The sequence below is a fragment of the Paenibacillus crassostreae genome, assembly GCF_001857945.1.
Taxonomy (GTDB): Bacteria; Bacillota; Bacilli; order Paenibacillales; family Paenibacillaceae; genus Paenibacillus_AQ; species Paenibacillus_AQ crassostreae.
In genome coordinates, this window is sequence record NZ_CP017770.1 from 3,920,510 (window position 1) to 3,943,961 (window position 23,452).

At 38.4% G+C, this 23,452-nt stretch carries 22 protein-coding genes; 16 read left to right on the forward strand and 6 right to left on the reverse strand.

Annotated features, from left to right (window positions below; translation table 11 throughout):
• Positions 1–286 precede the first annotated feature (286 nt).
• From LPB68_RS23910 to LPB68_RS23185, 3 genes are all read left to right on the forward strand, one after another.
• On the forward strand, positions 287–436 hold the full coding sequence (locus LPB68_RS23910; RefSeq protein WP_418303843.1) for an alpha/beta hydrolase-fold protein: 150 nt from the start codon (positions 287–289) through the stop codon (positions 434–436).
• Positions 437–522: 86 nt separating this feature from the next.
• A complete protein-coding gene (locus LPB68_RS22890) occupies positions 523–681 on the forward strand; it encodes a hypothetical protein (protein ID WP_157756162.1) in 159 nt (52 codons plus the stop codon).
• Between the two features lie 109 nt (positions 682–790).
• On the forward strand, positions 791–937 hold the full coding sequence (locus tag LPB68_RS23185; protein WP_198402123.1) for a hypothetical protein: 147 nt from the start codon (positions 791–793) through the stop codon (positions 935–937).
• Positions 938–1,091: 154 nt separating this feature from the next.
• On the opposite strand, the gene LPB68_RS18115 is transcribed toward LPB68_RS23185, so the two are convergent.
• Positions 1,092–1,649: a PadR family transcriptional regulator gene (locus LPB68_RS18115; protein WP_068656338.1), complete on the reverse strand. Its 558-nt coding sequence runs from the start codon at positions 1,647–1,649 to the stop codon at positions 1,092–1,094.
• Between the two features lie 23 nt (positions 1,650–1,672).
• Positions 1,673–2,593, reverse strand: a complete 921-nt coding sequence (locus LPB68_RS18120) for an NAD-dependent epimerase/dehydratase family protein (RefSeq protein ID WP_068656336.1) — start codon at positions 2,591–2,593, stop codon at positions 1,673–1,675.
• A 101-nt stretch (positions 2,594–2,694) separates the two neighbouring features.
• Here LPB68_RS18120 and LPB68_RS23915 point away from each other — a divergent pair, with 101 nt between their 5' ends.
• From LPB68_RS23915 to LPB68_RS18135, 4 genes are all read left to right on the forward strand, one after another.
• Positions 2,695–2,826, forward strand: coding sequence for a 2TM domain-containing protein (locus LPB68_RS23915; RefSeq protein ID WP_269766260.1), 132 nt, complete (start codon positions 2,695–2,697; stop codon positions 2,824–2,826).
• A 165-nt stretch (positions 2,827–2,991) separates the two neighbouring features.
• A complete protein-coding gene (locus LPB68_RS18125) occupies positions 2,992–3,999 on the forward strand; it encodes an LLM class flavin-dependent oxidoreductase (RefSeq protein WP_068656334.1) in 1,008 nt (335 codons plus the stop codon).
• Positions 4,000–4,026: 27 nt separating this feature from the next.
• Complete coding sequence (locus LPB68_RS18130) at positions 4,027–4,932, forward strand: LysR family transcriptional regulator (protein WP_068656332.1); 906 nt, start codon at positions 4,027–4,029, stop codon at positions 4,930–4,932.
• 189 nt (positions 4,933–5,121) lie between these two features.
• Positions 5,122–7,926, forward strand: a complete 2,805-nt coding sequence (locus LPB68_RS18135; RefSeq protein WP_068656704.1) for a glycoside hydrolase family 2 protein — start codon at positions 5,122–5,124, stop codon at positions 7,924–7,926.
• Positions 7,927–8,091: 165 nt separating this feature from the next.
• On the opposite strand, the gene LPB68_RS18140 is transcribed toward LPB68_RS18135, so the two are convergent.
• The 3 genes from LPB68_RS18140 to LPB68_RS18150 are packed head-to-tail and all read right to left on the reverse strand — an operon-like array spanning position 8,092 to position 10,712.
• Complete coding sequence (locus LPB68_RS18140; protein ID WP_068656330.1) at positions 8,092–8,997, reverse strand: GDP-mannose 4,6-dehydratase; 906 nt, start codon at positions 8,995–8,997, stop codon at positions 8,092–8,094.
• Positions 8,994–9,491 (reverse strand): hypothetical protein, encoded by a 498-nt coding sequence (locus tag LPB68_RS18145; RefSeq protein ID WP_068656328.1) that lies wholly within the window; start codon positions 9,489–9,491, stop codon positions 8,994–8,996. The genes LPB68_RS18140 and LPB68_RS18145 overlap by 4 nt, the downstream gene beginning before the upstream one ends.
• A gap of 6 nt (positions 9,492–9,497) precedes the next feature.
• Positions 9,498–10,712, reverse strand: coding sequence for a glycosyltransferase family 4 protein (locus LPB68_RS18150; protein ID WP_068656326.1), 1,215 nt, complete (start codon positions 10,710–10,712; stop codon positions 9,498–9,500).
• Between the two features lie 258 nt (positions 10,713–10,970).
• Here LPB68_RS18150 and LPB68_RS18155 point away from each other — a divergent pair, with 258 nt between their 5' ends.
• The 3 genes from LPB68_RS18155 to LPB68_RS18165 all read left to right on the forward strand — a co-directional run bounded on the left by LPB68_RS18155 (position 10,971) and on the right by LPB68_RS18165 (position 15,027).
• A complete protein-coding gene (locus LPB68_RS18155) occupies positions 10,971–11,594 on the forward strand; it encodes a DUF1796 family putative cysteine peptidase (protein ID WP_068656325.1) in 624 nt (207 codons plus the stop codon).
• A gap of 22 nt (positions 11,595–11,616) precedes the next feature.
• Complete coding sequence (locus LPB68_RS18160; RefSeq protein ID WP_068656323.1) at positions 11,617–12,603, forward strand: SDR family NAD(P)-dependent oxidoreductase; 987 nt, start codon at positions 11,617–11,619, stop codon at positions 12,601–12,603.
• Between the two features lie 186 nt (positions 12,604–12,789).
• The gene (locus LPB68_RS18165) at positions 12,790–15,027 is read left to right on the forward strand and encodes an AraC family transcriptional regulator (protein WP_068656322.1); all 2,238 of its coding nucleotides are present in this window, start codon (positions 12,790–12,792) and stop codon (positions 15,025–15,027) included.
• A 95-nt stretch (positions 15,028–15,122) separates the two neighbouring features.
• Here LPB68_RS18165 and LPB68_RS18170 read toward each other — a convergent pair whose 3' ends face one another.
• A complete protein-coding gene (locus LPB68_RS18170; protein WP_068656320.1) occupies positions 15,123–16,007 on the reverse strand; it encodes a carbohydrate ABC transporter permease in 885 nt (294 codons plus the stop codon).
• Between the two features lie 293 nt (positions 16,008–16,300).
• Here LPB68_RS18170 and LPB68_RS18175 point away from each other — a divergent pair, with 293 nt between their 5' ends.
• From LPB68_RS18175 to LPB68_RS18200, 6 genes are all read left to right on the forward strand, one after another.
• Positions 16,301–17,269 carry an ABC transporter permease gene (locus LPB68_RS18175; RefSeq protein WP_068656318.1) on the forward strand — a complete coding sequence of 323 codons (969 nt, stop codon included), beginning with the start codon at positions 16,301–16,303 and terminating at the stop codon, positions 17,267–17,269.
• 110 nt (positions 17,270–17,379) lie between these two features.
• Positions 17,380–18,936 carry an extracellular solute-binding protein gene (locus LPB68_RS18180; protein WP_068656317.1) on the forward strand — a complete coding sequence of 519 codons (1,557 nt, stop codon included), beginning with the start codon at positions 17,380–17,382 and terminating at the stop codon, positions 18,934–18,936.
• A 97-nt stretch (positions 18,937–19,033) separates the two neighbouring features.
• Positions 19,034–20,170 carry a glycoside hydrolase family 88/105 protein gene (locus tag LPB68_RS18185; protein WP_068656315.1) on the forward strand — a complete coding sequence of 379 codons (1,137 nt, stop codon included), beginning with the start codon at positions 19,034–19,036 and terminating at the stop codon, positions 20,168–20,170.
• Positions 20,171–20,177: 7 nt separating this feature from the next.
• On the forward strand, positions 20,178–21,551 hold the full coding sequence (locus tag LPB68_RS18190) for a glycoside hydrolase family 28 protein (protein ID WP_068656313.1): 1,374 nt from the start codon (positions 20,178–20,180) through the stop codon (positions 21,549–21,551).
• The gene (locus LPB68_RS18195) at positions 21,548–22,447 is read left to right on the forward strand and encodes a dienelactone hydrolase family protein (protein ID WP_082865619.1); all 900 of its coding nucleotides are present in this window, start codon (positions 21,548–21,550) and stop codon (positions 22,445–22,447) included. Before LPB68_RS18190 ends, LPB68_RS18195 begins: the two co-directional genes overlap by 4 nt.
• 24 nt (positions 22,448–22,471) lie before the next feature.
• Complete coding sequence (locus LPB68_RS18200) at positions 22,472–23,452, forward strand: pectinesterase family protein (protein WP_068656311.1); 981 nt, start codon at positions 22,472–22,474, stop codon at positions 23,450–23,452.

Sequence of the window (23,452 nt, forward strand, 5' to 3'; positions counted from 1 at the left end):
ATTCAAACTCATTATCGGATATGACATCCTATGCACAAAACTGAAGTCACCATCTAAGCAAATTACTTTCGAGAGTGATCCAGAAGGGATTCATGATGATCCCTATTTTAAGATGTTTCACCAACAGCAGCAGTAGAAGTTACTACTACTGATCAAACGATTACATATCTTGGAGAAAGCTACACACTACCAGCACAAGTGAACAATATCGTAGCAGCAAGTCTGGAATCCATGGAAGATGCAGCTAGGAGCAGAAAACTTCCTCGCCTTTATTGAAAAGGAGTTAATGCCGTATATTGAGGAGCAGTATCCTATCGATAATACAAAGAGGTGTTTATTCGGTCACACATTGAGTGGATATTTCACACTATGGGTAAAGTTTACTAGGCCGGAGTTGTTCCAAGCTTACCTTAGTGCCAGTCCATCCGTATGGTGAAACAATCAGGAAATACTGATGTATGCCGAAAAATATGCTATAAATACAACGGATTATAAATCACTGTAGGAGGAGAAGAAGGTTATATGGTTGAGGATGCTGAGAAGCTGAAGCAGGTACTACACAAATATCATTACCCTGTAAATGTGTATGTAGCACCCAAAGAAAATCATGCCTCAGTGGTTCCAACCATTATGAGCAGAATGTTTCGGTTTGGTTGTTCTCAACTTCAAGTGTCCATATAATAAGACTCTGTCGAAATTTCTAATATGAACTACATGAATAGATCAATTACATTGCTGTAATAATATGATCATGCTCATAAAGACAAACGATGCTAGGAGGAGTAATGAAATGAGTCCAATAAAGCCTGATAAAAATCTGATTAACACGGTCAAGGATCTCGAATCGACACCTGTAACAAGTCAACAAGCACAACAGTTTCAACAAAAGAAAAACGACCGGCGCAAAGAAATGCTACATGATGCCAACGAGGACTAGAGAAACTTTAGAAATAAAAAGGCGTAACCAATGATGGTTACGTCTTTCTCAAAATATAATAAAGTAAAGGTTTCACTTGAATCAATTTCATAATCGCCGATGCAGCTAAATCGGGTTGCGTAATTATGAAATTGATTCTTGATATTCGATTTAGTTAGCTTTTTAATTCTTCGATACTTTCCTCACACCATTGAATCAATGCCTTCACTTGTATTTTGCCGTAATTGGTAGTCAATAGCCAATACTTTAAATTATTATCCTGAGAGTGACAATTACGAAGTGATTCTTCTAAGGTAATAAACACTTGTAGCTTTTCCTGCATCGTATTCTTAAACTCATCAATATGGCGGATGTTGATTTCAAGTGGGACATTATGTCCGAAGAATAAACGTAGTAAGAGCACGTTCTTCTCACTGAAGGTATGTTCCATTGGCTTGCTCAACCATGCAGTTAAAGTTTGCGTTCCTTGTTCTGTTAGGGTGTATACTTTACGATCAGGTTTCCCCTCTTGAGTCTCCACTTGCATCGTAACATCATTTTTTGCTAACAACTTACTTAGTTGTGGATAAATCTGTCCGTAATTCTCATTCCAAAAGTAGCTAGTGCTACGCTCCATTTGTTTCTTTATGTCATACCCTGTTTGAGGGCCCAATGTCAAAATACCCAATATGGCATACATGCTGCTATTTTCTTTTCCTTCTCGACGTGTCAATTTAATTCTGCCTCCAAATTCTGTTATTCCTTGCCACGATACCATGCAACTGTAGATTGAATCGCTTCTGAATGAGGTGTCACCTGCATTTCAAAGGCTCGATCAAATTTACCATGGTCCACTTTGAAAGGTTGATTCATCATGTACATAATTTCCTTGAATTCTCGCATCATCGGCACAAACCATCCCATAACGATCAACAAGAATCCGTTCGCGATTCGAACCTTCGGTTTCTGGCCAACTTCCTTATAAATTAAGTTAATTAACTGACGAGTGCTAATGGTTTCAGCTGCAGGCATATGCCATACTTGGCCTAGAGATTCTTCATTTTCGGATAATATTACTAACGCTCGTGCGAAATCATCGATAAAAATATGGGTATGAGGCTGGTCAATATCTCCAATTACTTCTGCAGGCTTTCCTGCGAGTGCAGCGTTAAATACACGCTCACCTAACATTGCTGATTGCACATGAGGACCATAGAAGTCTGAACCACGACCAATAGCTGCTTGAATCCTACCTTCTTTATGAGCTTGTAATACCATTTCGCTAAGGGTAGATCGAATTTTTGTTTTTGCACCTACTGGTTTTTCTTGAAGATTCTCATGAAGGTCGCCATGAGGTGGTCCGTAAGCATAAAGATTATCAGCATAAATCAACTTTGCACCAGAAGATGCTGCACCTTCAATAATTCCATGTTGAATTCTCGGTAGATCGGTTTCCCATTGACTGTACGGAAGCCCTGTACAATTATATATGACCTTAGCTTTACGGCATACAACTTTGCAAAAGTCTTCATCCGACGCATCACCATGTACTAGCTTTACACCAGTAGGTAATTGTGGTTTAGATCCTCGATTAACCATAATCACCTTTTCTCCATTGCGCAATAACTGTCTCATGACCGCTAGACCTAATGCACCCGTACCAAAAATAATTTGCATATTAGATAGCCTCCTTTATATTATGTTAATATATATTATTATAATATATATTAACAATAAAATATAGAAGTGATGAATTTATTTTTCACCCGCGACAGCATCTGGTTTATTTATACTTTAGTTGGATGGGGCATCGTATAGCAGCACATGGATTCTCTGTTTTAGGTAATGGATTCTTGTTCGGCGATGATTGGGAACAACGAAAGATTGACGAGTATATGAATAAAAAATAAGGAACAACTTTATGTGAGAATCTAATCGTCATCAATTGGTTTTCATCAGATTTAAGTGTTATAATTTAGTTTGATTTAGATTATTAAATAGTACCAGTAAGCCCTTTTGATGAAGGGCTATTTTTTTTCAATACTCACACCACAGATAAGGAGAAGTGTTTATATATGATAAAGTTAGGTGTACTTGACCAAGTATATGTTAATGAGGGACAAACAGCGACGGAGGCACTTCAGCATTCAACACGCTTGGCGGTGGCAACGGAGGAACTTGGGTATAATCGGTTCTGGGTGTCTGAGCATCACTCTATGCCTGCACTGGCTTTCTCAAGTCCTGAGGTACTAGTTGCTCATTTAGCGGCAGCGACGAATAGGATTCGTGTCGGATCAGGAGGAATTATGCTCCCGCATTATAGTGCCTATAAAGTTGCTGAGAATTTCCGTCTACTAGAGGCGCTTCACCCAGGTAGAATCGATCTAGGATTGGGAAGAGCACCAGGTGGTATGCCGCTTGCTACAAGAGCCTTACAACAGGATAAGTACGTTGATGTGAATAAATATCCTCAGCAAGTGCTTGATATTATCGGTTATTTGAATAATTCAATGCCTGCAGGTCATCCGTTCGAGAAATTATTAGCGGCTCCATCTATTTCGAGTGCTCCAGAGATTTGGCTATTAGGTTCTAGTGGAGAGAGTGCGAGAATTGCAGCGAGTTTAGGGACATCTTATGCCTTCGCGGAGTTCTTCGGTACACCTGGAGGAGAAATGGCAACACAACATTACAATGAACATTTCGAGTCAAATCATGTGCTTGAGGATCATCCACGCTCTATGATTGCAACACTTGCGATCTGCGCAGAAACGGAAGAAGAAGCAGATCAATTAGCCAAGAGTAATGATCTATTGTTTCTAGGTATTAGAACAGGTCTTGAAATTCCGTATCTCCCTTCCGTAGAGACAGCAAATAATTATCCATATACGGATGCGGATCTTCTACATATTCAGCAAATTCGCCAACGTAGAGTAATCGGTACACCTGCTCAAGTGAAAAAGCAGTTGCTACAAATGAGCAAAGATTTCAATGTTAGTGAGATTCTCTTGAATAGTCCGATCCATGATGAGAAAGCAAGAATTCACTCTTATGAACTTATTGCATCTGAATTTGGAATGAACTAGGACATTAAATAGAGAGGACTAATTCTATTGACTTTACAACAATTGAAATATGCCATTGAAATTGCTAATCGAGGTTCAATGAATGAAGCTGCGAAGCGATTATTTATATCCCAGCCCAGTCTTTCTAATGCGATTAGAGATCTAGAAGAAGAGCTGCGGATTACAATCTTTGAACGAACCAATAAAGGAATTACATTATCCAAGGAGGGGGTGGAGTTTCTCAGCTATGCTCGTCAAGTGATTGAGCAGGCAGATTTATTAGAGAGCCGGTATTTAGACGCCAAACCCTCTCCGCAACATTTTTCAGTTTCAACCCATCATTATGCTTTTGCAGTGAATGCATTTGTGAATTTGGTTAATGAATATGGTCAAAATGAATACGAATTGGCACTACGTGAGACCAAAACCTACGAGATCATTCAAGATGTCAAAACTCTGCGAAGCGAGATTGGGATACTATATCTTAATGAATTTAATGATAAGGTCATTAGTAAACTGCTAAAAGATGCAAATTTACAATTTAATAGTTTATTTATGGCGAAACCTCATATTTTTATTAGTAGTAAAAATCCTTTAGCTAAGCAATCTATGGTTACGATCGATCAACTTCAAAAGTATCCATATTTGTCATTTGAGCAGGGGGAGTATAATTCCTTTCATTTCTCTGAGGAAATTCTCAGCACATTATCGCATCCGAAGAGTATACGTGTAAATGATCGGGCGACGCTTTTTAATTTGTTAATTGGTTTGAATGGATACACGATCTCAACAGGGGTACTTAGTGCTGATCTGAATGGAAATGAAATCATTCCTGTTCAATTGGATTGTGATGAAATGATTAATGTTGGATGGATATCTCATAGAAATGTTGCACTCTCCAAGCTTGCAGCAGTCTATATTGAAGCACTTCATGTAACGATCGGAGACTATTGATCTGACTATAGCTTGAGCTAAATACTGCTGATTGTGGATCATTTTTATTATATTAGAGTGCACTTTTATTATATTGATTAGGACTGCAATGCAACCTATAATGATGGTTGATATCGTTAGAAGCTATTAGATATAGTGCGTATTTCAATGATTACATATGATAAAAAAAAGATGAAGGATGGTGGATACATGTATTCAAAGATTGATTTGAGTGGAAGTTGGAACCTACAACTAGACGAAGAGAAGCAAGGGTTAAAGCTACCTTTTAATGATGTAATAGCATTGCCCGGGACAACCTCTCACGCTAAAAAAGGTAAAAAGAATCAACAAATCGAGATTGGATGTTTAACAGACGAATATTTATTTGAAGGATATGCCTGGTTTTCAAGAGAAATTGAGATTTCAGATGATCTATCTGGCAAGGTCTTTTATCTACATTTAGAAAGAACACGAATGACAACGGTGTGGATTGATGATCAAAAAGTGGGTGTGCAAAACAGTCTGAATACACCTCATCATTACGATGTCTCAAACTATTTATCCAGTGGCAAGCATCAGATTACCATTCTTGTAGATAACACAAATTATCCAACTAGAGGTGGCCATTTAACATCCCAAGATACCCAGACCAATTGGAATGGCATTACTGGGAAGATTGAACTGCAAGTCTTTAATCAAGCCTATTTAAGTGATGTTCAAGTCTACCCGAATGCACAAGAGAGAACAGTAATGATCAAATCCAAGGTTATTGGTGCGAGCAATGGTAATCTATCCGTTTCAGCAATGAGTTTTAATAGTGGAAATGAACATATTGTAGAAGAAAAGAGCTTTTCATTTACAGCTAATGAAGTTACGATCATTTATCAATTAGGCGAAAACGCTTTACTATGGTCTGAATATGAACCGAATTTATATAAATTGAAAGTTAATCTGGGAATTAACGGTATGACCATGGATACGAATGAGGTTACATTTGGCTTACGAGACTTTAAGACAGAGGGACTTAAGTTCACAATAAATGGTCGTAAAACCTTTCTGCGAGGAAAACATGATGGATTGATTTTCCCGCTTACTGGTTTTGCACCAACGACTGTTGAGGAATGGCTAGACGTCTTGAATACCGCGAAGTCTTATGGAATTAATCATTATCGCTTTCACACGTGTTGTCCTCCAGAGGCTGCGTTTATTGCTGCTGATCTGGTTGGTATATATATGCAACCTGAATTGCCATTTTGGGGAACTTTTACCGGTGTTGAAGATCCACAGCATAATCAAGCCGAACAATCTTACATCATTAATGAGGGATTTTCGATTCTAAGTAGCTTTGGAAATCATCCATCATTTGTCATGATGTCGCTTGGTAATGAACTATGGGGCGATAAGACTCGATTAGATGAAGTTCTTAAAAATTATAAAGAATTTGATAACCGCCATCTCTACGCACAAGGCTCAAACAATTTCCAATTTACGCCACAAATTGTGGAACATGATGATTTCTACAGTGGAGTAAGATTTACAAGAGATCGTTTGATCAGAGGCTCTTATGCTATGTGTGATGCTCCTTTGGGTCATGTTCAAACCGATAAACCGAGCACGATGAAAGACTTTGATGACAATATTGTACCAACTATGTTGCAAGCTGACGATCAATCTATAGCTAATGCTGGAACTGCAATAGAAATTCAATTTGGCACAGGAACAAAGACCGTGGAGGCCGCTGACTCTCAGGATCAACTGATTCCAGAAATTCCCGTTGTCTCTCATGAGATTGGTCAGTATCAAACCTACCCAGATTTTAATGAAATTGAAAAATATACTGGCTCAATAAAAGCGAAGAACTTTGAAGTCTTTAAGCAACGTCTTGAAGATAAGGGATTAGGTCATTTGGCACAAAAATACTTCGAGTGTTCAGGAGAGCTTGCCGTTGCTTGCTACAAGGAAGAATTAGAGTCTGCTTTCCGTTCGAGAAAACTTGCTGGGTTTCAACTATTAGACTTGCAAGATTTCAGTGGACAAGGAACAGCACTTGTTGGAGTATTAGATGCTTTTATGGAGCCAAAAGGAATCGTCACAGAAGAGAGATGGCGTAGCTTCTGTTCTGATGCCGTGCTGATGGCTAGGTTTGAAAAGGTTAATTATGTGGCAGAAGAAAGTTTTCATGCACATGTTGAATTATGCTATTACAGAAATATTCCACTGCAAAATTGTAAATTAGTATGGGCAATTAAAGATGGCAATACATCTTATCTTCACGGAGAAACTCAGGTTTCAAGTACTGGTGACGATAATTATATCGATATCTGTGATATTGATGTAAGAATGCCTAATGTAACTGGAATGAGAAAACTAACGTTATCTCTTCATATTGAGGGTACGGATATTGCGAATAGCTATGACCTGTGGGTATATCCAAACGAAGTATTGGTTGATACAACAGGGTTGAATATCGTGGATAGCTTATCTGAACAAGCCATTGCGTTACTGGAAACTGGGGAGAATGTTGTGCTCTTTCCTAAGCTGAATAGCTTAAGCAAATCTATTGAAGGCTTTTATAGTAGTGATTTCTGGTGTTACCCGATGTTCAGAACGATCTCTGAAAGTATGAATAAGGAAGTACCTGTGGGTACGCTGGGTTTACTTATAGATAATACGCATCCAGTCTTCAAGCACTTCCCAAGTGAGGAGTATTCAACCTATCCGTGGTGGAGTATCGTGTCTAATTCACGTTCAATTATTCTAGATGGAACACCAAAGGGATTTAGCCCGATTGTGCAGACTATAGATAACTTTGAGCGTAATCACAAGCTAGGATTAATGTTTGAATGTAATGTTCTAAAAGGTAAGTTACTACTTTGCGCTTGCGATTTCGATAAGATTATTGATGAGCCTGAAGGTAAACAATTGTTGGCTAGTATTATAAACTATGTTAATTCTGAGGAATTTGAACCAAATACGGAGATGAACATCGCTGAGCTTAAGGAAATATTAGCTTGATGATAGCATTGATCAAAGAAATCGCTGACGAAGTCTGGCAGTAGTCGGTTGAATAATAATATCAAATGATCCACTATACAAAAGAACGCATCCTATACTAGGGTGCGTTCTTTTGTATAGCGGAAATCATAAATGTAACTTGGGGATGGTAACAAGGATGAGTTGTTATTTAAAGTGATAAGTTTCTATTAATCCATTAATCATGTCTACTTCCGATTGCCATTGTAACTCACGGTTAGCTTTACTACAATCGAGGCAACTATGACGAATATCTCCTTCTCTAGCCATCGTATAAGTAGTATTGATATCGGAACCGTGTATCTGTTTCAACATATGGACCAAGTTATTGATGGTAATACTGCGACCTGTGCTGATATGAATGGTCTCTTGGGTTCCATACTTTATCGCAGCAATATTGGCTTTCACGACATCCTTTACAAATACAAAATCACGCGTTTGTTCACCATCTCCTTGAATTTGTAAGGGTAGTCCTTCCTTAATTCTTTGTATGAAGACTGAAATGACTCCGCCTTCTCCTTTAGGCATTTGCCTTGGACCATATACGTTACCGTAGCGAAGAATCGTAAATGGCATCCCATGCAGCATGGAAAAAATACGTATATACGCTTCGGCTGTCCACTTGGACAAACCATAGTAGGAGATAGGAATCGCTGGATCCTTTTCAGTGATTAGAGAATTCTGCAAGTCCCCGTAGACGGCGGATGTGGAGGAAAAAATGACTCTTTTAACGGAAGCAGCTTGACAGGCATTAAGCAAATTTACCGTTCCCGTGATGTTGACGTCAGCATCAAAGCAAGGGTCGTTTATGGAACGCTGCACGTCCGCCTGAGCTGCCATGTGGAATACTACATCGGGCTTTTCCCTTACAATGATTTCTTTACTTTCTTGGCTACGAATGTCTTCCTGATGAAAAATAGCTTGTGGATGGACATAGGATAAATGTCCGGAGTATAAGTTATCTATGATATGCACATCAAAACCAATACTCAAAAGGTGATCTACAAGATGCGAGCCAATAAACCCTGCTCCACCCGTTACAATAGCTTTCATGATTTCTTTTTCCTTTTTATTTTCTTCACGTTATCTTTAGATATGGAATTATTAGGACGAAAACCATTAAACAATTTTGATGTGATTAGTGCCCATTCCTTATCGTCAAATATATGACCAGGTTGGGATAAGAGTGTGGTGGATTGAGGGTTATTGTTGTTATTGGGTATCGTCTTCAAGAATTCGTCTGATGCTAGATCAGGAATAACATAATGATTAGGCAAGGAATCACTGATTCGTGACCAAACTGAGGCGTCTACATAAGTTCCATACGTGGGTAACGGGTTAGAAAATAAGATATTGTAATACTCACCGTTCATCTTTTGCAGAACATCGAGTGATGCTTGATCTGGAAGGGTATAATTTTTCGGTAGTCTGCCCACGGCAGGAGCCCAGACTCTTTTATCAACAAATACTTTAAGGGTCTTTAGTGGCGACAGAAACAGGAATTGATATTCATTACCATCAATCTCGTAAGTAGGTAAATTCTTCATGGTATATTACCCCTGTCTTCTTTTTTGGATAGCGGTCTGATACAGATTAAGCAACTGTTCCGACATAGCATTCATCGGCCATTGCTTCATTGCCCATTGCTGGGCGGCTATACCGAGTTCCGTCCGATAGGCATCTTCTTTTAGTAACCTCTTCAAACTTTTCGCTAATGCATCACTATCCCCTACTGGAGTTAGGAGTCCAGTAACCTCGTGTTCAACCATCTCAGGTAAACCTCCAGCATTGCTGACAATGGCTGCTTTTCCAGCTATTTGTGCTTCGATTAATGAAATGGATTGATTTTCGATCAGGCTTGGTAGTACGAAAATATCAGACTGGTGTAACAGTGCAGGGATATCGTTTCTAATTCCTAGAAATATGACATGCTTCTGTAGACCAAGGTCATTCGATTGTTTCATAAGATTCGTTTTTTCTTCCCCTTCACCGACAATCCAACAAACCCAGTCATCACGTTTTTTCTTTAATTTACTAAGAGCGGTTAAAAGAAAATGAATTCCTTTCAATTGTACTAACCGCCCAGTAAAGATAATGACCTTCTTGTCAGAAGGGCGGGCTAAGTCACTTCCCATATGCATCCGGTTGATAAAGGTATCTACATCAAAACCATATGGAAACACTTCTAGTTGTTCAGCGGGCACCTTATATTCATTCGTCAGAATATCATACAGCCATCGGTTGGCAACATGTGTAACCTCAGCAGATGTGGATCCTGTATATTCAATCGCATCATAATAAGCCTGAGCTACAAAATCTGTTGGGTGATTGATTTTTCTTATTTCATGCGCTACGCAACCGTGCAGTGTGGCTACTAAAGCAGTGTTGGGATGACGAATTCGAGCAATAGCAGTAGTAGATATGACATCTTGTGTATGAATCACATCATAGTCATTTACATTGAAGTAAGCGGCAGCTAATTCATACATATACCTTTGAAATTCCGCATAATTGACAAGGGGATTAGCATGGAGAATAGGATAAGTTGTTAAATTTAACTTGGCCTTTAGTAATGGAAGCAGTTTATCCTTTGAAAGTCTTCGATTTTGATTCTGCATATAAATAAATGAGTTTGTAGCGTCGTCCCCATTTCCGAGAATATCGACTTCATGACCCATGGATTCCAGCTTAGCTTTAAGCTGCACCATAAAAGGCCATACCCCTCCAACATGTGGAATGGGCCAGTATGTTGCAAGCAGTATTTTCACCGTTCATCGCTCCTCTTTCCTATAAACTTAAATTTATTAGTAGAAACGAGCCAATTTTATAATTACGCAAACCGATTATTAAATTGATTCGAGACTACAGCATATTGAAAAATAGAGAATAAGTTCGGGCAAAATGATAGGCAATTAAATCTTTAATTATAAATGTATGACAGTACTATGGCTTGCGTCCAAGCATTTAGATAGAAGAGTGAATTCAATAGAGTAGAACCCTTAGTAAATGAAAGGCGCTGAGAGACTATGAGACTTGCGGAGTTAGAAGGGAAATATGATAGTATTTTCAGTTTGGGAGACCTTTGTCTTGCTTCTATTCAGCTTGAGAAAAACAACTTAAGACTATTTTCGGGTGTGCTAGATTGGGTGGGGTCACCGCAATTACCTGAAGTGAGTCGGCTATTGATGAATCGATTTACAGGCTTCATGGAACTAGAGAACTTGAGGGTGGTTGGAGATGCAGGCGCAGATATGCTCCTAGTGTCGGATGAATATTATCATATTTTTTCCAACCATGATTTTAGCAAAGTGCTGAATCCTAACAACAACTTATTTGATTATCCTAATGTAAAACAAAAATTTGATCGACGTATTCAGCGCTTTCTAGAAAAGATGGAAAATAGTGAACGAATTCTTTTTGTCAGAACAGAAGGTAACCTTCAGGAAGTATATGATCTTCAGATGGTTTTAGCAGGATTAGTAAAGCATGATTTCCGGATTCTTGTCATTAATCATGCTCCTGTAGATGGTATTGTGGAATTAAATTGGCCGATAGAAAAAGTATGTGCTGTTCAATTTCCCGACGGAGAAAAATGGGCAGGTAACGATGAACTATGGAAAACGATGCTTAAAGGGATTCACCATTTATAAAAGATAGGGGATGAGGAGAGATATGTTAACGCAATCTACTATTCTGGTCACTGGTGGAACAGGTTCAATAGGCTACGAACTGATTACACAGTTACTTGCGTATAATCCGAAAAAAGTAGTCGTATATACAAGGAATGAATCTGCACAAGTTACGATGAAACAGACCTTTAACGATAATAGATTGTCTTTTTGTATCGGGGATATCCGCGATAAGGAAGCGTTATTCAAAGCTTTCGTAGGTATCGATTACGTATTCCATCTAGCTGCGCTCAAGCATGTTCCAATCTGTGAGGAACAACCTATCGAAGCTCTAAAAACGAATGTGGGTGGTACACAAAATGTGATTGACGCTGCCTTGCATCATGGCGTGAAAAAAGTTATTAACATGTCGACTGATAAGGCTGCAGATCCGAGTAATTTTTACGGTACGACAAAAGCCATTGGGGAAAAGATGATGATTTTGTCGAATAATTTGAATACGAATACCAAAATGATTTGCGTAAGGGGAGGGAATATTCTAGGTACAAGTGGAAGTGTGCTCCACTTATTTATGAAGCAAATTAGAGAGAACAATCAAGTGGGAATTACGGATAAGCGGATGGTTCGATTCTTCATGACGTTACAAGAAGTGACTGCACTTCTGATCAAAGCCGCTATTGATGGTATAGGTGGTGAAGTTTTTATTATGGCCATGCCCGCGTGCAGAATCATTGATCTAGCTGAGGTATTGATCGAGATGTCCGGTAAGAAGAATACAGGAATAGTAGAGCATGGCATCAGACCAGGTGAGAAACTGAACGAACTGCTTATATCTGAATACGAAAGTCAAAATGCGGTACAATATAACGAACAATTAATTGTTATACTTCCAACTAATGAAAATCTCAAGTTGCAAGAGCATTACTCCAGTTTTCCACCGCTTACGAACAAAACCTATTCTTCTAATGATGTATTGATGAGCAAGGATGAAATTAAGACTATGTTGATTAAGAGTGGGTTTATCTCTTGAATTTATTCATGCAATGTCGACTATATATTTACCGAACAACAAAAACAGCACGAACCGATCGAGTATTGAGTCGTGCTGTTTAGCACTTTTTTTATTATTAACTCTATAAATATTTCAAAAGGTTGGAATGAATTTATGAAAGCGCTATAATTAAATTATGCAGTAATGAATTAAAGGAGTTGCATAATGAAAAAAGGTAGAATATTTTATACAATTTTCATTCCTATTTTAGTTCTGGGAGCAGGCCTTGTCATTAGTTTTGGTAGTTATATCTATATCAGTACAACAAGTTCAGTTATTGAAAGAGTTGCAAATACCAAGCAAAGTTACATAGCGCAAACGAAAAATAATCTAGAAAATAAGATCCAAAGTATTGAATATGCTTTTAATACTTATAGCACCACCAGCTCATTTAGCAAAGTGGTGGAGAATCCTATAACGGAAAGGGATTTTGAGGAGTATCGAGATGTTAACTCTCAACTTAATTATATTGCTACGATGGGAATGGAAGAAACAAATTACTCGCTGATTAGTCTTGAACAGAATTGGCAAATATCTAACGGAAGATTATCCTATTTGTCAGAAAGTGATCGGGAAGATTTATATAAGACTTATATTGACAATCAGGATCAAAGTTTGTTTTGGATCAAGACAGATAATGGTATTCGCTTTGTAAATACGTTGCCAGTTTTCTCTAAAGATAAGCAAGCTATTGCATTATCAGATATTTCCTTGCAAACATTAAAGCGTACGATCCAAACAGATGAACAAATGGCAGTTTTTATTCTAGATAAAAAAGGCGAATTGATGTACCGAACGGAATCCAGTGAAGATTTATCTAACGAGCAGCTCAAGCAAATCTCAAAGGAGATTAGTACACAACAAGATAGGGGCGTATTGACGCTAGATATTGCGAATAAATCGATACAAGTCATTTATACAAAATCTACTTATAATAATTGGAATTATATAACTTTACTGAATGAAGATGAAATATCGAAAGCGTTAAAAACGACGAAATTTGGGATCGCTACAATGGTGTTTATATTAACCTTACTGATTATCGTAGTAGCATATGTGATTTCTGTTTATTTTACGAGGCCGTTTCAACGAATTAAACACAGTCTTCCTAATGACGCAGAGATCAATACACAAAATGAAATTGATTGGATTATCTACTCTATTGATTCCATTTTAACTGAGAAGGAAAGCCTCCAAAAATTGATGCGTTCTGAAATGCCACAACTTGAAACACAATTGATTCTGAATCTATTTCGAAACCGTGTCACTGAGGAGGAGTTAGCACAAAAATTATCTCGATTCGGTTATCAAGTGGCGAAGAATCAAAGATATGTCACCATGTTAATTCAATTAGATAATTTAGGTGGACGAGAGGCATCCGATCGGGACATCATGTTACTAGCGATTAACAAAATAGTAGAGGAAGTTGTTCCAAAACAGCAAAGATTGCTTCCAGTTATTCTAAATGACCATACCCAAGCCACCATCTTGATGTTTAAAGGCATGAACGAACAAGAGATTGATAAGCTAGTGTTGGATTTTGCCACAACATTGATGAGGAAAGTGAAAGAATACTTGCAATTATCCATTAGCGTGGGTATTAGTAAATCGTATGAGAATTTATTCGAGAGTAAGGAAGCCTGTGAAATGAGTAAGCAAGCTTTACACCATCGTTTGAATCTGGGAAAAGAATCTATCATATTCTATGAAGAGATTTCAATGACAGTTTCAGGTCCAGTGCTTCTTCATTACCCTGTGGAAATAGAATCAAAACTATTTGATGCGATTCGATTAGGTGAAGAAGAACAAGTATGTTCTATATTGCATTTATTATTGATTGAATTGATGAAGAAAAACAAAAACTCAATGAACTTAGAAGTAATGCTAGTACGATTCGTTAACAATTTGATTCAATTTGCGCAGCTTTCAGGAATAGAAATACCATTGACACAAGATAACCACGCATTGTATCACCGATTGTTAGATATTCGTAATCCAGAAGAGATTGAGCGCATGTTGGTAGAAGAAGTTATACTTCCAATGGTGTGGAGTATGAAGGAGCGAACGAGCGAACAATTCCGTAGCGTTTCAGAGAAAATTGCTGGAATTGTACGTTCGGAGTATGATCAAGAGTTATCGTTAGAATTAATTGGGGATCGTCTTCATTACAACCCTAGTTATTTAAGCAATATCTTTAAAAAGGAATATGGTACGACATTTAGTGAGTACTTGATGAACTACCGACTGGAAATGGCGAAAAAATGGTTGATTGAAACTGATCTAACGATTAAAGATATTGCAGAACGATTACAATACCATAATTCGCAAAACTTTATTCGTTCTTTTAGAAAGAAAGAGCATATTACTCCAGGAGCTTATCGAAAGTCCAACGAAGTTATTTGAATGAGGAAGTATGCTAAATAGATTGTACACAGAATAAGGGACTGTCACGAGTCAGTTTTATGACTCGGATGACAGTCCCTTATTCATGGAATAGATTAACCTTTTACTGCACCTAATAATGCCCCTTTTGTAAAGTGCTTTTGCACAAATGGATAAGCAATTAGCATTGGAATGGTTGCAACTACAATAACAGCCATCTTAACCGTTTGTGCAGGTGGAATCACATCAACTGAAGTCCCTTCTGCCTGCATACCGCTAGAGACGATAACGATTTGGCGAAGCAAGACTTGAATCGGCCATTTGTTAGAGTCATTGATATAAAGAATGGCATTCATGTACGTATTCCAATAAGTTACTGCATAGAAAAGAGAAATGGTCGCAATGGATGGTAAGGCTAACGGTACCATAATTTTAAGGAATACGCCCAGATCGGTACTTCCGTCGATCTTAGCCGACTCTTCCAAACTATCAGGTAAAGCCTGAAAAAAGTTACGCATAATAATCATGTTAAATGCGTTAAGTGAGACTGGCAGAATTAATGACCAATAGGAATCGATTAATCCTAAGCTCTTTACTACTAGGAAGGTAGGAATCATCCCTCCACTAAACAACATAGAGAATACGACTATGAAATTAATGAAGTTTCTACCATAGAGATATCTTCTTGATAATCCGTAGGCCATAAGTGAAGTAAGGATCATGCTGACGATAGTCCCTACTACAGTTACACCGATAGAAACACCTAGTCCATTAAATATGGTTGGAGTTGAAAGAATATACCGATAAGCATCTAATGAGAAGGTTGTAGGAAATAAGATGAATCGTTTTGCAACAACTTCTTGAGTTGAAGCAAAAGAACTGGCAATCACATTAATGAATGGCAAGAGACAGGCAAGAGAAATAAGAATTAATAAAGTATTGTTTACAATTGAAAAAATAAGATTGCTACTTGATTTTCCTTTTTGTGATGGTAGTGCCACATGATAACCTCCTAAGTATTATTTCTAGTAATCGCTTACATTTAAATTTTACCAAGGGTGAATGATTCCGTATATAATCAAATCTTTTGGTGTTCTTATTTATGAGAAGAATAGGTAAATAAGACGGGATACTCATTAGATATGATGTAATCATTAAGTGAGGTGGATATGTCAAGAGTGTATTGTTTACGCTGTTTTATATAGCTGATCATTTAATGATTATATACGTAATAAAGGGAATTACGTATTATGAAAGCGTTATCAGTAATGCTTCTAAGGAGGATCGGTAGCTAATGAAAGTTTCAATTATGACACCAAGGAATAACGTAGATTTAAAAATCGAAAAGAAGAAAAGAAGAAAAGAAAACCTTGCTAGTGTGAAAAGAAATAAGATGCTATACTTCATGATTTTACCAGGATTTTTATTCTTTATTCTATTTAAGTATTTACCTATGGCAGGCTTGATGATCTCATTTCAAGATTATCAGCCGTTCTTAGGGATAGCAGGTAGTGAATGGGTCGGATTCAAACATTTTATTCGCTTGTTTACAGAACCAACCTTTTTCATGTTGTTAAGGAATACATTGATTCTATTTGCGATGAATATTATTTTATTCTTTCCATTACCCATTATTCTGGCGTTAATGCTGAATGAAGTAAGGCATCGTTATTTTAAAAATGTCATTCAAACCATCATCTATATTCCGCATTTTATGTCATGGGTGATCATTGTTTCCATCACATATATGTTTCTGAATATAGATGGTGGAGTTTTAAACGAAATGATTGCTAGTCTAGGAGGAGAGAAGATTAGCTTCTTAACTTCTACTGAATGGTTGCGGACCGTCTACATTGGACAAATCATTTGGAAGGAACTCGGCTGGTCAACAATCATATTTCTAGCTGCTATTACTGTGGTAGATACGCAACTCTATGAAGCTGTAGAAATGGATGGTGCAGGACGTTTAAGAAAGATGTGGCATGTTACTTTGCCGGCAATTCGACCTGTTATCATTACGTTGTTAATTTTAAAGATCGGCAGTACGTTAGACCTTGGATTCGAACATATGTATTTGTTACTTAATTCATTAAACCGCGAAGTTGCTGAAATATTTGATACTTATATTTATACGGCTGGTTTAAAAAATGGGCAATTAAGTTTTAGTACAACAGTAGGGTTATTTAAAGGTGTAGTTGGCTTAATCTTAGTCATGGGTTCGAATAAATTAGCGAAAAAGTTAGGGGAAGATGGGGTTTATTAATCTTAGGCTTTTATTCTGGAATTCTTACTTTTTCCGGAGTGAGTATTATGACTTATTGCGGTAAAAGAGGAAGATATAGTTTACTAAATATAAGAAATGGGGTAATAAAGATGAATCAAACGGCCAAAAAGCTAGTAGCCTTAATGCTCTGCAGCGGACTTTTGCTCACAGCTTGTGGTGGAGGCAATAACAGTGGGAATACTAGTAACAATGCTAACTCTGGTAAGAATGCTAACTCTGGTAAGAATGCTGAAGCCTATGATGAAAATGCAAAAGCAACTATTTCATGGTTAAATATTTTGCATACGGCTTCGCCGCCAACAGATACTGTACTGGATCAGATTGAAGAGAAGACCAACAGCGAAATTAAGTTCTCATGGATTCCAGATGCATCTAAGGAGGAACGTCTCAATACAGCTTTGGCTTCAAATTCACTATCAGATATTGTAACATTAACGATACTCGATAATTCAGCAGTACGTAATGCATTGAAATCTGGGATGTTCTGGGAGGTAGAAAGTTATTTAGATGATTATCCCAACTTGGCCGCTATTTCTCAAGACACTCGCACTTCCGCTTCTATTGGTGGTAAATTATATGGGGTACCTTTCCAAAAGGATCTTGCGCGGAATGGTGTTGTGATTCGAAAAGATTGGCTAGATAAACTAGGATTAGCAATTCCTAAAACAACAGATGAATTGATGGCGGCAGCGAAAGCATTTACCGAGCAAGACCCTGATGGTAATGGTAAAAATGATACAACAGGATTTATGGATCGAAGTGACTTGATCTATGGTGCCTTTAAGACATTGGGTTCGTATTTTGGAACACCAACCAATTGGAGTGTAAACGACGAGGGTATCATGACACCAGAGTTTGACACCGAAGAATATATCTCAACGATGAATTTTATGAAGGAATTATATGATAACGGTTACATTAATAAGGATTTCCCAGTTACTGCAAAAACAGATCAACAACAAAACTTTGCTCAAGGTAAAGCTGGAATTTATGTAGGAGCCTTGTTTGATAGTAAGAACTTGAAGAACTTAGCGAAAGGTATTCAAGACAATATGGAATTGGTCATGGTTAATAATATAACAGCTACAGGAAATGAAAGTGATCGAGCCATTTGGTCTGCGACCAATGGAGTCGGTGGTTTGCTGGCTTTTCCTAAATCGGAAGTGAAAGATGAAGCTGAACTGAAACGAATTCTTAAATTTGTGAATGACTTGATGTCGGATGAAATTCATGGATTGATGACTTATGGTATTGAAGGAGTCCATTATACAGTTGGCGAAGATAATGCCGTAACCATTAAAGACCAACCATTGTGGCAACAAGAAGTTCAACCATTTGCTTCATCGCGTCCTAAAGAAACGGGTTACAAACTTCATGATTCCGATCCATTAAAAGTGGAAGCAGAGAAACTAATTGCTGAGAATGCAAAATATGCGCTCTTGAATCCAGCTCATTCATTAGAATCTGAAACGAATACGACACAGGGATCAGAATTACAAAAAATAATAACAGATGCTACTTATAAATACATTCTTGGTGAGTATCAATTGGATGAGTTTAAATCTGCCGTGGAAAGTTGGAAGAAGCAAGGTGGAAGTAACATCATAAAAGAATACGAATCCGCTTACAAAGAAATTAACCAATAAACCAAAAAGATAATAACCAATTAGGTCCTACCAAAGTGATTTGGTATGGACCGTATTTTTTAAAATATAGATAAGTATAGATTGGAGACTTCTAATTATGAAAAACACGCATTGGACAATGAAAACAGCCGATTCTATTATGCAACGTACCCCTAAACTATACGAAGATAAAGGCAAGAATGGTAGTTGGTCTTATGACTATGGTGTGATACTAAAAGGATTCGAATTGCTGTTCAAGCAAACGGGAGACCATAAATATTTACAGTTCATTCAAGACAATATGGGCTACTTTATTCAAGAAGATGGAAATATTCGCGGCTATCGTCTTGATGAATATAATATCGACCATATAAATAATGGGAAATTATTATTTCTTCTATATAAAGAAACGAAGCAACATAAATATAAAGCAGCAGCGACCTTATTAAGAGAACAATTGAAGACACATCCTCGTACCTCTGAAGGTGCGTTTTGGCATAAGAAAATCTATCCCTATCAAATTTGGCTAGACGGTCTTTATATGGGAGCACCTTTCTATTTGGAATATTTATTGACCTTCGAAGAAGGAAAAGGGATTGATGATGTCACGCAACAATTTATTTTGTGTGAGAAACATACGAAAGATTCCGAGACAGGGCTGTTATTTCACGCTTGGGATGAAAAGCGAGTTCAACCTTGGTGTGATCCTGAAACCGGGCTTTCTCTCAACTTCTGGGGTCGTTCTCTGGGATGGTATCTCATGGCATTAGTAGATGTACTAGAAATATTACCAAGGGAGCATGCAGATTATACTGAGCTAGTGAGAATTCTAAATGATACGCTATTGGCTGTGAAGGAATATCAAGATGTCAGTACGGGGGTCTGGTATCAAGTTGTAAATTTAGGTGAGCGTAAAGGGAATTACTTAGAGGCTTCAGCTTCAAGTATGATCGTCTACGCGATGGCTAAAGGGATTCGATTAGGTGTTCTAGAAGATAGTTGGTATAAAGTTCTAGATCCAGCATTTCAAGGACTTATTACAGAATTTGTACTTGAAACCAAAGAGGGAAGGGTCAATTTGAATAAAAATTGCCAAGTTGCCGGTCTAGGAGGAGCTGATAGACGTGATGGTACCTACGCGTACTATATTAGTGAACCAATTATCACGAATGATCAAAAAGGTCTAGGCGCTTTTTTGCAAGCGTGCGGCGAATACGAACAACTAAGATCATTAGAAGGTCAAAGTACAATTTGAAGGGTGGATGAACATGTATAATATCGTAGATTATGGTGCAATCAAGGATAGTGAAGTACCTGCGACAAGCGCTATTCGTAACGCAATTGAAGCTGCGAGCGCTGCCGGTGGAGGAACAGTTCATGTTCCGGCAGGTACATATCTAACAGGGGCTATCTTTTTGAACAGTAATATCGAGTTGAATTTAAGTCCTGGTGCGATCCTATCATTCAGCACGAATCCTGAGGATTACCCAGTGGTGGAATCCAGATGGGAAGGTGTGAAACGAGAAGTTCATGCATCATGTGTTTACGGAAGGGATTTAGTGAATATATCAATTACTGGAAGTGGCACTTTAGAAGGAAATGGGCAACCTTGGTGGGATAAACATCGACATACACCAGATGATTTACATTATCCTAGACCGAAATTGATAAGTTTTGACAGTTGTGAACGTGTAACCATTAAAGATGTAACCGTAATCAATTCTCCCAGTTGGACCGTGAATCCGATTGGTTGTTCCAATGTGACGATTGATAATATTTCCATTCTTAATCCAGCAGATTCCCCGAATACGGATGGTATTAATCCAGAGTCGTGTACCAATGTCCGGATTAGCAATTGTAATATTGATGTAGGTGATGATTGCATTGCCATAAAAGCAGGAACGGAAGATACCAAAGAACGAGTTGCTTGTGAAAATATTACGATTACCAATTGTACGATGATTCACGGTCATGGTGGGGTGGTATTGGGAAGTGAAATGAGTGGGGACATACGTAATGTTACCATTAGCAACTGTATCTTTAAACAAACGGATCGAGGTATTCGACTGAAATCAAGACGGGGCCGTGGTGGAATCATCGAAGACATTCGCATTAGCAACATAGTGATGGAAGATGTGATATGTCCATTTATCCTTAACCTATATTATTTTTGTGGACCACGTGGTAAAGAGAAATATGTATGGGATAAGAATCCTTATCCGGTAACGATTGAGACTCCTTATTTTAGACGGATTCATTTCGCCAATATTACCGCACGTAATGTTCATGCGGCAGCGGGTTTCTTATATGGACTTGCGGAGCAATATGTTTCGGAAATTTCATTTACTAACATTGATATATCGATAGCGAAGAATGCCATAGCAGGTCGACCTGCTATGATGTCTGGAATAGAAGACATGAAGGGGCGCGGATTCTATTTAGGAAATGTACGAGATATTCTATTTGAACATGTCACCATTGAGAATCATGAAGGTCCTGCTTTTTATGTTGAGAATGGAGAATCTGTTGAAGTTATTCGTTGTCAGTCGAAGAACACGCGCAAACCCGAGAAGTTGTTAGAACAAGTGATTGTGTCTCCAAAGAACGATGATCATGCTGAGCTAGGCGGTGAATGATGGAACACGAATTCGATCCACTGCAACAATTATTAGGCGATCTACCTATAGATAAGCCTATCTCAGTTGAAGTGTTAAAAATAGAGGAACAAGCGGGATACCGATTAGAATCTTTACTGCTGGATCTTAATGGAATGGAGCAAGTCCCTGCCTATGTTGCAACACCACTAACTGGAAGCGGTCCATTTCCTTTGGTAGTCTTCAACCATTCACATGGGGGGGATTATACGAATGGGCGAAATGAATTTATCCGTAGCAGTTCTTATTTGCAACAGCCATCCTTCGCTAAGATCCTTACGGATATGGGGTACGCTGCTTGTTGCATTGATATGTGGGGCTTCAATGAGCGAGGTGGTAAAACAGAAAGCGAACTAGTGAAGGAAATGCTTTGGCAGGGAAAAGTACTATGGGGAATGATGATTTACGATAATCGACGTTTGTTAGATTATATGTGTCAGCGTGCCGATATCGACGAATTACGAATCGCAACGATCGGTATGTCTATGGGTGGTTTGATGGCATGGTGGTCGGCTGCACTAGATGAACGAATTGCAGTCACGATCGACATTTGCGGACAAGTAGATGCTCATACCTTAATTGCGAAGAGAGGATTGGATCATCATGGATTCTATTCTTATGTTCCTGGCTTGTTGAAACATTACACAACACTCGAGATTCAACAACGAATTGTTCCCCGTCCGCGAATGAGTCTCGTTGGCAGAAATGATCGGCTCTGTCCTATTGAAGGAGTGGAACATTTGGCTAACGGTCTATACGAAGCTTACCAAGCTGCAGGGAAGCCTGAACATTGGAAGCCTGTTGTTGCTAGCGGAGGGCATATGGAGACTTTAGAAATGCGGACCGCATGGGAACGATTTCTAGCGATACACTTGTAAACCAATGGAAGGGAGCAGATATCAATGATGGTCATTGTAGGTAAAGAGTCCTTTTGTGATTATCATACGATTCAAGAGTCAATTGATTCGCTAGAGCTACAATCTTCAATGGAACCTGCAACGCTGATTATTCTATCGGGTGTCTACGAAGAAGTGGTGACTATATATCGATCACATCTTACCATCATTGGCCTTGGGCAAGTGGAGATTCGGATGAATCGATATGCTAAAGAGCGAGATGAAACAGGTGAGGAGATCGGAACTTTCGCGACGCCCACGTTATTCTTGGGAGGCAAGAACCTTATCTTGGAGAATCTCTTGATTGCTAATACGGCCGGACAAGGAAAAGACATCGGTCAAGCAGTCGCAGTATACGCTCATTGTGATGAAACGGTGTTTAGAAACTGCACTTTTAAAGGATATCAAGACACCTTATTTACAGGTCCATTGCCACCGGCACCCAAAGAGCGCCTTGAATTTGGTGGGGTTCCTATTAAGGAACAACATGACCACTATCGCCAGCTTTATCAGAATTGCTATATTGAGGGAACCGTGGATTTTATTTTTGGTGGAGCAACGGCTTATTTTGAACGATGTGAAATTCACAGTTTGCGACATGATGACAATGGAACAGGCTATATTACAGCAGCATCAACTCCTGAGGGACAAAGACATGGTTATGTATTCAAGAATTGTTTCTTAACTGCAGCATCTGAAATTACACCTGTATTTCTAGGGCGCCCATGGCGAGAGTTTGCCAAAACCGTATTCATGGATTGTCACTTGGGTACACATATTCATCCACTTGGCTGGGACAATTGGAGTACTCCTGCTAATGAGGAGACGGTTAGCTATCAGGAATATGGTGTAAAGGAAGCTGATATATTAAGGTCGCAGCGTGTTTCGTGGGCAGATTGTTTCGAAACAGAGGTAGTAGATGTAAGTAAAGAGAACGTTTTTGATGGTAGCGATTTCTGGAAACGAGAAGGGTGTGGGAACTTATGA